Below are 12,720 nucleotides of genomic sequence, written 5' to 3'. Positions count from 1 at the left end.
GTACGCAGCCCGTTATTCCGCAATATCGGATTGCGCCGTAATGTAGTAATACTCAATCGGATGCGGTGTAAAGCCCTCTACCCCTTTTTTCACCCCAAATACATTATCAGGGTGAACAATAAACGACTGCGGCAAATCGGTATTAATGATATCCAGCGCTTGCAATGTCACGGCATTACGCTGTGCTGTATCCTTCGCCAGCTTCAAGCTGCCAAGAAGGTTCTCCAGCGGTTTGGAACCATAACGGCTTACATTGGCCTCGCTTTTAGAGGAATAAAACATGTCCATAAAATATTGCGGCTCCCCCGTATGGGCAGTCAGCATACTGTACATGGCAAAATCCCAATCGTTTTTGGTTAGCGCCTCGTCGATATTTTCCACCTTGCGGATCTTCACCTGGATGCCTTCTTTCAGCAGTTGGCTCTGAATCACCTCAGCCATGACCGAAAGCTCTGGACGCTGAGGGAAGGTCAGCAACGTAACCTCGAACGGCTTGCCCTGCTTGGTCCATGTACCTTGGGCATCCTTTTGCCAACCATCCTTCGTCAACAACTGCTCCGCCGTTCCGTCCAGCGCTTTACGTTCCACCTTGCCGAAGGGGAGAATGCTCGGGAATGGGCTGCTTGCCTCCGTACCATAGCCTCTCATGATCGCACTCACAATGGATGCACGTGGTATCAGGCTGTCCACTACTTTGCGGTTCGCGGCATCCTTGAACACAGGCGACTCCATGTTATACACGATCATATGAGTGCGCAAAGAGGGAGCCGACAGCACTTGCAGCTTATCGTTCTTTTTTAATACCTCCGCGTTATCCACCGGAATATCAGTCGCTACATCTACTTCGCCAGATTGCAGCGCCAACAGGCGTGAATTGCCGTCCGTAATGAACTTCATCGTTGCTTCAGCCAGCCGGGCCTTCTCGCCCCAATATTCGTTATAACGCTCTACGACCAAGGATTGATCCTTGTTGAACGCTTTAATTTTAAAAGCACCTGTCATCGCAGGGTAGCTCTGCTCATCTTTCATGGACGCTACATCCAGCACAATCGTCGATGGATCAGCCAGATTGGACACCAGCGCTGAATTGGACTGGTTTGTCGTGATTTTCAACGCCAGCGACCCAATTACATCAATCGACTTAACGTCTAGCAAATCCTTTGCCAAATGGCTTTTCTCGATGGAGCGCAGCAGGGAAGCCTTCACACTTTCCGCGTCCATACTCTTTCCATCATGAAAAGTGACCTTATCCTGCAAGCTGAACGTCCAAACCGTGGGACTGTCCTGCTTCCATTCCTTGGCCAGCCAAGCCACTGGCTCCAGCTTTTCATTCAAACGGACAAGTGTCTCGCCTGCGCCGGACCGCATAACATCCCAGCTATTATCGCCATGCGGGTCAACGCCTGACGGCTTCCACGTATACGCCATCACCAGCTTTTTGTCCGTTGTGGACTGTTGTGCGGATGTGTTTTCGCCCTTGTCGGAGCTGTCCGCCGTCTTATTAGTTGTGGAGCATCCCGCAAGAGCCATAACTGCCAGTAGCAGCATCACCCCTGTGCATATGGACCATGAACGCTTTTTACGATTGCTTATCATCCTATTTATCCCCCTCTATCTTGTCATTCACAAATACCTAACGCAAAAAAAGCATCCCGGACCGCCTGATCAGCAGTCAGAAATGCTTTCATTATAAAATGCCAAAGCTCACCTCAAAGCACCTCTAATCATAGAAGGGATCGGATCGGTTTCAGACATTCCGTAAGCAGCACGCCCAACCACCTCCCCAGCATCCCGTGGGTCTGACAGTGATGTTAAAACAGGCAGGTCTCCTGACTTCAGGCGTATCTTTCAGGCCTTCCCGGTTCTTCACAGTTCCAGTGGCTATTCCGAAAGCTACAGCAATTCCCTGCTGATGCCTGTATACAGTGGCGGGTCCGTGTCGGAATCTACCGAACTTCCCTTTTAAGTGAGCACGTACAACAGCCATCTACATGATCTCAACGAAACCCTGTAGATAGAAAGTCCGGCTCACACCTGTTTTCTTCCTTTATTCTTTTTCATTACGATTTAGGACTATCTTATTTTGTTGTTACAGGCTTGTCAACAAATGTCGCATAATAATTTAAATTTGAACGATACGGCGAGAATCAAGGCTATGACTTTGCGTTGCATGCACGCAATGGATGTGATAAAATTAGGTATAGAGATACCCATCGTGTCCGTATACTAAAAAGAGTCTTCGCCGCTACCAACGGCAAAGACTCTTAGGACTTGAAAGGCTGTGGATCACCACCACGGCGCGCTGCATAACTGAATGTTAATGCAAACGAAACCCACCGTTAAGGGCCAACCTAATTACGCGGTGGGTTTTCGCTTGTTCCGAAACTTCCGTACCACGCCTCTGCCTACCACTCTAGCAAATTCTTCTAATAGAATCTCAAATCCCCTTCTTCATACAGGAAGAGGGCTTTATCAATAACTCTATGCCAAAAAGCCGGAAAAAGAGGCTTACGACCTCTCTCCGGCTGTCTTTATCTAATCCTAATTATCAAACCTTCTGCGGAACCTCCGACACTGTCACACCTTTGACCGATTCGGCTTGTTTTTTCGTTAAAACGATGTTCAAGACAATCGCCGTGATCGAGCCGGATACGATGCCGTTTTGCAGCAGCATTTTGGCAAAGCTCGGCAGTTGGTCGAACATTTGGGGCAGCACGGCAGAGCCGAGGCCCACCGCAATGCTGCATGCCGCGATCAGCAGATTGCTTTCCTTCCGCAAGTCCACTTCTGACAAAATAGACATGCCCGATGCAGCAACCGAACCGAACATAACGATCATCGCCCCGCCCAGCACAGCATTAGGAATCACTGTCGTTAAGGCAGCCAGTTTAGGCAGCAAACCAAGAACAACCATAATACCACCCGCAGCAAAAATAACGTTCCGCGATTTGACGCGTGTCAGCGAAATCAGACCTACATTTTGCGAGAAAGCCGTGTAAGGAAACGCATTGAAAATACCCCCGAGCATAATCGCAAGTCCTTCGGAGCGCAGACCATTGACGATTTGCTTCTGCTCTACCTTTTGATCAATCGCCTTGCCTACTGCCAAATAAACGCCCGTAGACTCGACCATGCTGACAATGTTAACGATAATCATCGTACATACTGCCATAATGCTAAACTCAGGCTTACCAAAATAAAACGGCTGCGCAACACTCACCCAAGACGCTTGCGCCACTGGAGCAAAATGCACCATCCCCATCGCATAAGCAACCACCGTACCCGCAAACAGACCGATGAGCACGGAAATCGAGCGTAAAAAGCCTTTTGCCAACCGATTCACAAGCAAAATAACCAGCAAAGTAACTAACGCCAGCAACAAATTACGCGGCTGTCCAAAATCCGCGCTACCCTGACCCCCTGCTACGTTATTCATCGCCACCGGAATGAGGGACAGGCCGATAATCGTAACAACCGAGCCCGTAACCACCGTCGGGAAAAAGCGTAGCAGCTTGCCATACAACGGTGCCGCGAGCACCACGAATATACCTGATAAAATAATGGCTCCGTACGCGGTTGCCAAATTCGAGGTCGACGCAATCGCAATAATCGGACCCACCGCCGTAAACGTACAGCCCAGGATGACAGGCAATCTACTGCCGAAAAACCGCGTGCCCATAATCTGTAATAACGTAGCAATCCCGCAAGTGAACAAATCGGCAGCCACCAGATAGGCCATCTGGGCTGGCGTCAGGTGCAATGCTCCCCCTACAATGAGAGGTACGGCAATCGCTCCAGCGTACATCGCCATCACATGCTGGAAGCCCAGCGCGAATAACTTTTGTTTGCTTAACATCCCACATTCTCCTTAACGGAAGGAATTACCGCACCCGCTTCTTCTATAAAATGAACCTCGCCCGGTGCCATGGAAGCGATACGCGCAAGAGAGCGTACGGCGATGCCTCTTTGTTCCAGCAGTCCACGGCCTTCCTGAAAGCTCTTTTCGATCACGCAGCCAACCCCGGCCAGCTCCGCTCCTGCTTCCTTCACAATATCTGTAAGTCCGACCAATGCTGCACCGGTCGCCAGAAAGTCATCCACGATCAGCACATGGTCGCTGGCATCGAGATATTTTTGGGAAATACTTACCTGATAGGTTTCCTGCCGTGTAAACGAGTGAACCTCAGCGAAGTATACCTGCTCGTTCAGCGTGATTGCCTTCTTTTTCTTCGCGTAGATGAACGGAACACCCAATGCAATGGCTGTAGCCATGGCAAACTGAATACCACTTGCTTCAACCGTAAGCACCTTCGTAATGGGAGCACTGCTAAAAAGACGTGCGAACTCCTTACCAATCTCCAGCGCCAATGCTGTATCTACCTGATGATTCAAAAATGAATCTACCTTTAATACCGTGTCGGATAAAATCTGTCCCTCTTGACGAATACGTTCCTCCAAAACTTTCATGATGCGGGTATCGCTCCTTCTTTACTTTAAAATAGAATAAACCTGCCAAAACCAAAAAAGGACAGGCTCCCTTGAGTTGTTTCTCAAGTGAAGCCTGTCCCTGGGGTTGTAATCCCTGACGGATGAGCGCACAAATAAATGCCCGCATTTCATCCGAAGCCGATGCGCTATCACTCATAGTCAGACGATTACAGTGGTCGTCCGGTAGAAACTTTTGGGCCATATCCCCAATATTATACGAGTCATGTGAAATTGATACCTTGTATACTACACCCTCTGGCGGGCGGTTTCAAGACTATTTTTCATACAGACAGCGGCACTTGAAGAACATCCCCCTCCGATTAAGGTACATATATTGTGAGGATTTTGCAAAAATCCAATAAGCGACTTCCAAAGAACAATATATAGATCGAAAAGGTCTAGTTCGTCTATATATTGCACTTCAGAGCGACTGGAATCGAATTTTGCAAAATCCTGATTGTAGAAAACGGATATTAATGCACATAAAACCAAACAAACAATATTATATTTTATCTATAATTTAAAAAACAAAATAAAACCATATATTATATTTCCGTTTGTGTTGACTACACAGAAAAACGGAAGTAGTATTGAATTATATAAGATGTAAAGAGGCAGGAGCTTCGACTGCCGGGACTTCACCCACGTAAGGAGATTTTATATGGATAACTATCTTGCTGTTGATATTGGGGCTTCAAGCGGAAGACTCGTAAGTGCAACCCTGCAAGGTGGCCAGCTTCACTTGGAAGAGCTTCACAGGTTCGGCAACTCCTTTACGGAAAGGGACGGACATGATTACTGGAATGTCGATGATCTGTTTGACGAGATCATAAAAGGACTGCAAAAAGCCAAACAGAAAGGGATTCGTTCCTGCACGCTCGGCATAGATACATGGGCTGTAGATTACGTCCTGCTGGATCAGGAAGGTCGTCGCATTCATGATATCTACGCCTATCGCGATGCACGAACTCTTCATGCACCCGAAAAGCTGCATCGGCTCATAAGCAGAGAAGATGTATATGAGAAGACAGGCATTCAGGAGCTGAATTTTAACACGTTGTATCAACTGTTCGTCCATGATCGGGAGCAGCTTGCCCAAGCGGATAAAATATTGATGGTTCCCGATTATCTGTACTACCGCCTTACGGGCATCATGATGAATGAAACGACGAATGCATCTACCATGCAGCTTTTAAATGTGAATACCCGGGAGTTGGATGAAGAACTATTGTCCCTGCTCCAGCTTCGCCGTAATCAATTTGCGGAGCTTAGCGAGCCCGGTCAGACTCTGGGTGCAATCTTACCGGAGCTTGTTCAGCAGTACGATCTTCCAGACTGCCAACTCATCGTCGTGCCTACACACGATACAGCATCGGCTGTGGCGGGTGTTCCGTCGAAGCGGGAAGAATCGTGGGCCTATATTAGCAGCGGAACGTGGTCGCTACTGGGTATGGAACGATCTCAAGCCTTGAATACCAAGGCAGCCATGCAGGCGAACTACACCAATGAGTGGGGAGCTTACGGAACATACCGTTTTCTGAAAAACATTATGGGCCTATGGATGATTCAGGAGGTAAGAAGAGAGGGCGGTTCCGCTCTTAGCTTTGCCGAATTGGCCCAACTGGCTTCGGCAGAAACGCCTTTTGCCAGTATCGTTCTCTGCAACCTGCCCGCATTTTTAAACCCGGATAGCATGACTCTTGAAATTCAACGGTTCTGCGAGGAAACGGGGCAGCCCATTCCCCGAACTCCGGGTTCGCTCGCCCGCTGTATTTTCGACAGCCTGGCCCTAAGCTATCGGGATGCCTTGTATGAACTACAGCGTTTAACAGACGAAACCATTACCCGATTGCACATTGTCGGCGGAGGCGCTAATAACGAATTGCTGTGTCAGCTAACAGCCGATCTTTTGGGGATTGAGGTTCACGCAGGCCCTTCGGAGTCTACGGCCATCGGTAATATTGTCGTGCAGCTCATCAGCATCGGCGCTCTTGACGATCTCCAAGCTGCTGGCAGCGTCATTGCCCAATCCTTCCCAACCCAGTTATATCAACCGAGGACGGTAGGTGGGATTGAAGGGCTTCTGGATCGCTGGGAGAGTCTCAAGAAGCAAACAGCGTCCTCTATTCAGATATCTCGATAAAGGAGTAAACCCATGAATCAAGCCATTGAAGCCAGTTATAACGAAGCGAAAAAGCTGTATGCCCGCCACGGTATTCAGGTGGATGACGTTTTACAGAAGCTTTCAGAGATCAAAATATCATTACACTGCTGGCAGGGAGATGATGTTCAGGGCTTCCTGTTCAAAGACAAACAGCTTAGCGGGGGCATTGCTGTAACAGGCAGCTACCCGGGCAGAGCAGGTACACCGGATGAATTGCGTCAGGATTTAGAGAAAGCCCTGTCGCTCATTCCGGGCCAACACAAGGTCAATCTGCACGCCATCTATGCGGATACCACAGAACAAGTGGATCTGGATCAATTGGAGCCGCGTCATTTTCAGAACTGGGTAGACTGGGCCAAACAGCAGGGATTGGGGCTTGATTTTAACCCCACCTTGTTCTCCCATCCCAAAGCGGAAGACGGCTTCACCCTGAGCCACAAGGACCCGGAAATTCGTAACTTCTGGATCACACACTGCAAAAAATCGCGCAGGATTGCAGAGCATTTTGGAAAAGAACTCGGTCAGCCATGTGTTACCAACCACTGGATGCCGGATGGTTACAAGGATACCCCGATTGACCGCTTGGCTCCAAGAGAGCGGCTGCGGGATTCTCTGGACGAGATTTTCAGCGAAAAAATCAGTGAAGAATACAACATAGACGCAGTTGAAAGCAAGCTGTTCGGCATCGGTTCGGAAAGCTATGTCGTCGGCTCGCATGAGTTCTATATGGGCTACGCGCTGACGCGGGGCAAATCCATTTGTCTCGATTCCGGTCACTTTCATCCGACCGAAGTCATTTCGAATAAACTGTCTTCCGTGCTGATGTTCACCGATCAATTATTGCTCCATGTCAGCAGACCCGTCCGTTGGGACAGCGATCATGTGGTGACCATGGACGACGAATTACTCGACATTGCCCGTGAGCTGGTTCGCGGAGATTTGCTTTCCCGAACACATATCGGCCTTGATTTCTTTGACGGCAGCATCAATCATGTGGCTGCATGGGTCATCGGAACACGCAACACGATCAAAGCGCTGCTTCGCGCTATGCTGGAACCGATTGAAGCATTGAAGCATGCGGAAGAGAAACGGGACTTTACCACTCGTCTTGCCCTGGTCGAAGAATTCAAATCGTATCCATTCGGGGCCGTATGGGATTACTATTGCGCTCAAAACGGTGTCCCCGTTCGTGAAGAATGGCTGGCCGAAGCAAAAAACTATGAACAACAGGTACTGCTGAAACGGTAACTACTGCATTGATAATTTATATTTATATCACCCAAAGGGAGAGATCATCCATGACTACTGTGCTGGAGAATCAAAAAGAACGGAAATCAGAACTGGATATTCCATTCGTCCGCGAGATGGCGGAAATTACGCAAAACATGTGGAAATTCGGCTGGGATGAGCGTAACGGAGGGAATGTCAGTTATATTCTGGATGAAGCAGAGGTTGCCAAATATCTTGATATTCATCAAGTCATTCGGACGATTAAGCCTGCTTTTCCAGTGAATGAGCTGGCTGGAAAATATTTTATCGTCACTGGATCAGGTAAATATTTTAAGAACGTCCTTGCCGATCCGGAAGCCAATTTAGGTGTCCTTCGTGTCTCGCAGGATGGCGAGCAATTGGAGGTCTTATGGGGCCTCAAGCATGACGCGGTACCTACCAGCGAATTGCCGTCTCATTTTATGAGCCATATCGAACGATTGAAGGTGGATCCTAACCATCGTGTTGTGATCCATAATCATGCCACCCATGTCATTGCCATGACCTTCATTCATAGTCTGGACGAAAACCAGTTTACCAAAACGCTGTGGGAAATGTGTACCGAATGTATTGTCGTCTTTCCAGACGGTATCGGCGTAATCCCTTGGATGGTACCGGGTTCCAGCGAAATCGGTCACGAAACGGCAAAAAAAATGAAGGATCATCATGCTGTATTATGGCCTCATCACGGTATTTTCGGAACAGGCAGCTCCATTGATGAAGCGTTTGGCCTGATTGAAACGATTGAAAAAGCGGCGCAAATTTATATGCTCATTGCTAAGCATGATATCCAGCAGCGGATTACGGATCAGGAATTGGCGGATCTGGCTAAAGCCTTTAACGTTATTCCAAAAGAAGGAATCCTGAACATATAAACATAGGCTAACCTCATAGCTCACAACCTAAAAGGCTCCACGGCTTGTCTTAAACCAGCCATGGAGTTTTTGTTACGCATATCGGGATATTACACTTTATGCTGCTCTCTATATTCATTCGGAGTTACGCCGAAATAGTCTTTAAATTTTCGGTAAAAAAAGCTCAGATTATCATAGCCGATATCGGCCGCAATATGATAGACAGGTGTATCCGTATTGGAAAGAAGGAGCGAGGAACGCGTCATTCGGTGGATCAAAATCAATTGTTTAAACGATCGTCCGGTCGATTTTTTAAGCAGCGCACTCAGGTAGTTCGGATGGAAATTAAAGTGCTCTGCTGTAGAAGCAAGCGTACACGTTTGGAAGTTCTCTTCCAGGTAGTGAAGAATCTCAATGACGGATGGATGGGAAGACGATTTGGCATGCTTCTGGTTCGTATCAAATTGGAATACGCGCAATAATTCAGAAAAGATCAAGACCATATAACAGTCGATCATCTCTTCAGAACACAGGGATTGATCATAATATTCACACAGAAGTTCCCGCATAAACAAGCCGAGCTTTCTACTGTTTTCGGAATGGAAAATAATGTATCTGTTATGCGTCTGATTATCCGAAATTGCATTCACCAGAAAGTCCGTAATCATGCTGCGACTGGACAAGCGGCTTAGAAAAGAAGTTGAGAAATACTCTCTGCTCATTGAAATGTTCACAATAATATCATTCTCGCCTGTCGCCAAAATCGCATGTGGCGCTCCGGTATCTACAATACAAATTTGGCCCTCGGTTAATGTCACCGTCTGATCGTTAATGATCTGCGTACACTGCCCCGAATAGACATAATTCATTTCAATATCATTGTGGATATGCATAGGAACCTCAGCAAATCGACTGTGCTTTGTAATCTTGATTTTGCCACCCTCCAAATAAAACACAAACACTTTTTGGCCGTTATATTCAATCTGTTTAATGCTGTTATATTTCTCGGACAGATACGGATGTTCTCGATAGGCTTCCTCACTTGCCGTCAATTTACGCAGCTTGCGATCCAATTCACCATGCTCCATTAACCCCATCACCCCTCCTATTATTATAACCTTAAGTTTGGACAGTCAACAACTTGTGCTTCGGTATTAATAACCCTAAATAAAAGCGTTATCATGTGAGTATAGAAAGAGAAGTTATCATTTATATCTAAAATATTACAATACACATAAAAGTACACTATTAAGAATATTATCTTCGGCAAAATAGTAGTATTCCATAAAAAAATTATCAATATTCCGGGGGGGATATCCATGAAAAAAATAGAAGACGTGCTCGCCGGTCGGCAAGACAACTATATACTTCCTTTCTTTTGGCAGCATGGTGAAGATGAAAGTACGCTGAGAGATTATATGGAAAAAATGCAAAGTACGGGCATTCAAGCTGTATGTGTCGAGTCACGGCCGCATCCTGACTTTGTCGGGGACAAATGGTGGCGAGATATGGACATCATTTTAGATGAAGCACGCAAACGGAGCATGAAGGTGTGGATTTTGGATGATTCTCATTTCCCAACCGGATATGCCGTTGGAAAAATCAAAAGTGATTTCCCACATCTGCAAAAAAGCTTCCTGAAAACACATCAACAGGATTTTGCAGGTCCGCTGAAGCACGCCAGTTTTCTGGTTAAATGGGCGGCCCCGCACCCGGGAGACCGGATTATCGGTGTCATTGCTGCCAAGAAACAGAACATGGATGAGGTTGACACTGATACTTTGATTGATATTAGCCAGCATTTGCAAGATGGCAAAGTGTACTGGGATTTGCCGGAGGGAGAATGGCGAATCTTTACACTAGTGCAGACTTTTCACGGTGGAGAAAAGGAAACGGAAGGCTACCTGAATCCGATTGTACCGGAAGCGACACAGGTCCTGATTGATACGGTATACGAAGCGCACTGGCAGCATTATCAGGCGGACTTCGGTTCCACTATTGCAGGCTTTTTTTCCGATGAACCCCGCTTTGGGAATATGCATGGTGCGTTCGGTTCCATCGGGAGATTCGATATGGTGCTGCCGTGGCGCGACGATATGCTTGATTTGCTGAAGCCGCAGCTATCTGGAGAGGTTCTGCGTTTGCTGCCTTTGCTGTCCGTAGACGGGGGAGCGCAGGCGCATAACGTCCGTTATGCCTACATGAATCTGGTCAGCCAACTGTATGCCGATCACTTTACCGGCAAGCTTGGCGGATGGTGCCGTTCGCATGGGGTCGAATACATTGGTCATTTGATCGAGGACAACAATGCTCATGCGCGACTTGGCTACGGAACAGGGCATTTTTACCGGGGATTGTGGGAACAGGATATGTCCGGTATTGATGTGGTACTGCATCAAATTATGCCGGGCATGGATCGTGGAACCTTCAAATCCTTTACCTCAAAGGGCTGGGATGGAGAATTTTTTCATTATGGACTGGCGAAAATGGGGGCTTCCCTGGGGCATATAGATCCTAAAAAGAAAGGCCGTACGATGTGCGAAGTATATGGCGCTTATGGCTGGGGAGAAGGACTCAAGCTGATGAAATGGATCACGGACCATATGCTGGTTCGGGGAGTGAACTATTTTGTTCCGCACGCCTTTTCGCCCAAACCGTTCCCTGACCCGGACTGCCCCCCACATTTCTATGCAGACGGGAAAGATCCGCAGTTCAGATACATGCACATTCTAATGCAATATATGAACCGTATGAGTCACTTGCTGACGGGTGGCATCCATATCGCTCAGGCAGCAATCCTGTATCATGCAGAAGCAGAATGGTCAGGGGATTATATGCTGTTCCAAAAGCCGGCACGAGAGCTGACTCAGCATCAAATTGAATTTGATATTGTGCCTGCTGATACGCTGGTTGACGCGACCGTCACAGATGGACAGCTCGTTGTAAACAGCGAACGTTTTGCATGTTTGGTCATTCCTTATGCTGAAGCGCTCCCCTACTCCCTGTTAAACGCATTAGGAGACGGGCTAGATCAAGGACTGCGCGTATTCTTTGTAGGAGGCTTCCCTGAGCGCTCCAGTGAGGGCAGCGGTGCAGAAACAGTGCTGGACAAAATCCGTCAGCACCAGAATTCCAGACTGGTTTCATTGGAAACTGTAGCTGAAAAACTGCGTGATGAAGGAATCTATGAAATAAAGGTATCGGATCACCAGCCGTATCTGCGCTATTATCACTACCAGCAAGCGGACGGAGATGTGTTCATGTTTTTTAACGAGCACCCCTATGAGTCTATGACTTCATCCATTGATATTCCATTGTCCGGCAATGTATATGAGTATGACGCTTTGGCGAACCAGCTTGTACAGTTGGATTCGGGTGTCCATCCCGCCGGAACGACTCTGTCTCTGACACTGAGTGCATATGAATCCAAAGTTTTTATATTCAACAGCAGGTTGGATGGGAAAATGGTATCCATTTCAACTCCAGCACTCAGCTTGTCCAATGTGACGGCAATGACAATTGAAGGAATTTGGAAGGTGTCCTTTGCCTCCGCGGAGCAATATCCTCACTTTGGCGAACAGATTGAGCTGAAAGAGCTGGTTAATTTGGCGAGCCCGAACCTGTATCCAGAGTTCGTGGGGACGGTGAGATACCAGATTGATTTTGAGGTCACAGCTATGCCAAAACAAGCGCGATTAGCACTCGGAGACGCATATGAAATTGCTGAGGTCTGGCTGAACGAGCAGTCGCTAGGAAGCCGAATCTGCCCTCCCTATGATTTTGATGTCACAAAAGCACTGGTGACAGGTATAAATACGCTGGTCATTGAGGTGACGAATACACTGGTCAAAGAGCAAGCCGACTTCCTTTCACAGTATCTGTTACAGGAGCCTACTGGCTTGATTGGACCCGTTCAGTTAACGATGCAGCCATGATGTGATGTTC

At 47.6% G+C, this 12,720-nt stretch carries 8 protein-coding genes and 2 riboswitches; of the genes, 4 read left to right on the top strand and 4 right to left on the bottom strand.

All coding sequences use genetic code 11. The annotated features are described in order from the left end of the window. Positions 1-12: 12 nt before the first annotated feature. The 3 genes from QD47_RS12460 to QD47_RS12450 all read right to left on the bottom strand — a co-directional run bounded on the left by QD47_RS12460 (position 13) and on the right by QD47_RS12450 (position 4,467). The gene (locus QD47_RS12460; RefSeq protein WP_044646426.1) at positions 13-1,596 is read right to left on the bottom strand and encodes an ABC transporter substrate-binding protein; all 1,584 of its coding nucleotides are present in this window, start codon (positions 1,594-1,596) and stop codon (positions 13-15) included. A gap of 206 nt (positions 1,597-1,802) precedes the next feature. Next, positions 1,803-2,006, bottom strand: a riboswitch (cobalamin riboswitch). 542 nt (positions 2,007-2,548) lie between these two features. Next, entirely contained in the window at positions 2,549-3,856 is a 1,308-nt protein-coding gene (locus QD47_RS12455) for a nucleobase:cation symporter-2 family protein (protein ID WP_025686240.1), read from the bottom strand. Beyond that, on the bottom strand, positions 3,850-4,467 hold the full coding sequence (locus QD47_RS12450) for a xanthine phosphoribosyltransferase (RefSeq protein WP_044646425.1): 618 nt from the start codon (positions 4,465-4,467) through the stop codon (positions 3,850-3,852). The genes QD47_RS12455 and QD47_RS12450 overlap by 7 nt, the downstream gene beginning before the upstream one ends. Positions 4,468-4,624: 157 nt before the next feature. Continuing rightward, positions 4,625-4,728, bottom strand: a riboswitch (purine riboswitch). A gap of 421 nt (positions 4,729-5,149) precedes the next feature. On the opposite strand from QD47_RS12450, the gene rhaB reads away from it, so the two are divergent. Genes rhaB through rhaD form a run of 3 tightly spaced genes read left to right on the top strand, consistent with a single transcriptional unit; the run spans position 5,150 to position 8,796 of the window. Next, positions 5,150-6,631 carry a rhamnulokinase gene (gene rhaB / locus QD47_RS12445; RefSeq protein WP_044646424.1) on the top strand — a complete coding sequence of 494 codons (1,482 nt, stop codon included), beginning with the start codon at positions 5,150-5,152 and terminating at the stop codon, positions 6,629-6,631. Between the two features lie 12 nt (positions 6,632-6,643). Next, entirely contained in the window at positions 6,644-7,900 is a 1,257-nt protein-coding gene (rhaA, locus tag QD47_RS12440; protein WP_044646423.1) for an L-rhamnose isomerase, read from the top strand. A gap of 50 nt (positions 7,901-7,950) precedes the next feature. Continuing rightward, positions 7,951-8,796, top strand: a complete 846-nt coding sequence (gene rhaD / locus QD47_RS12435; protein ID WP_044646422.1) for a rhamnulose-1-phosphate aldolase — start codon at positions 7,951-7,953, stop codon at positions 8,794-8,796. Positions 8,797-8,885: 89 nt separating this feature from the next. Here the strand turns inward: rhaD and QD47_RS12430 are convergent, their stop codons facing one another. Beyond that, a complete protein-coding gene (locus QD47_RS12430) occupies positions 8,886-9,872 on the bottom strand; it encodes an AraC family transcriptional regulator (RefSeq protein WP_235332258.1) in 987 nt (328 codons plus the stop codon). Positions 9,873-10,094: 222 nt separating this feature from the next. On the opposite strand from QD47_RS12430, the gene QD47_RS12425 reads away from it, so the two are divergent. Beyond that, positions 10,095-12,710, top strand: coding sequence for a glycosyl hydrolase (locus QD47_RS12425; protein WP_044646420.1), 2,616 nt, complete (start codon positions 10,095-10,097; stop codon positions 12,708-12,710). Positions 12,711-12,720: the final 10 nt, after the last annotated feature.

It is taken from the genome of Paenibacillus terrae (genome assembly GCF_000943545.1).
GTDB classification, from domain to species: domain Bacteria; phylum Bacillota; class Bacilli; order Paenibacillales; family Paenibacillaceae; genus Paenibacillus; species Paenibacillus terrae_A.
Note: the sequence above shows the minus strand (reverse complement) of the source record. Positions and strands in the feature narration are given on the sequence as shown.

Coding starts and splice junctions, on each gene's coding strand:
- QD47_RS12460 (WP_044646426.1), bottom strand. CDS start 1,596: ATGATAAGCAATCGTAAAAAGCGTTCATGGTCCATATGCACAGGGGTG.
- QD47_RS12455 (WP_025686240.1), bottom strand. CDS start 3,856: ATGTTAAGCAAACAAAAGTTATTCGCGCTGGGCTTCCAGCATGTGATG.
- QD47_RS12450 (WP_044646425.1), bottom strand. CDS start 4,467: ATGAAAGTTTTGGAGGAACGTATTCGTCAAGAGGGACAGATTTTATCC.
- rhaB (WP_044646424.1), top strand. CDS start 5,150: ATGGATAACTATCTTGCTGTTGATATTGGGGCTTCAAGCGGAAGACTC.
- rhaA (WP_044646423.1), top strand. CDS start 6,644: ATGAATCAAGCCATTGAAGCCAGTTATAACGAAGCGAAAAAGCTGTAT.
- rhaD (WP_044646422.1), top strand. CDS start 7,951: ATGACTACTGTGCTGGAGAATCAAAAAGAACGGAAATCAGAACTGGAT.
- QD47_RS12430 (WP_235332258.1), bottom strand. CDS start 9,872: ATGGGGTTAATGGAGCATGGTGAATTGGATCGCAAGCTGCGTAAATTG.
- QD47_RS12425 (WP_044646420.1), top strand. CDS start 10,095: ATGAAAAAAATAGAAGACGTGCTCGCCGGTCGGCAAGACAACTATATA.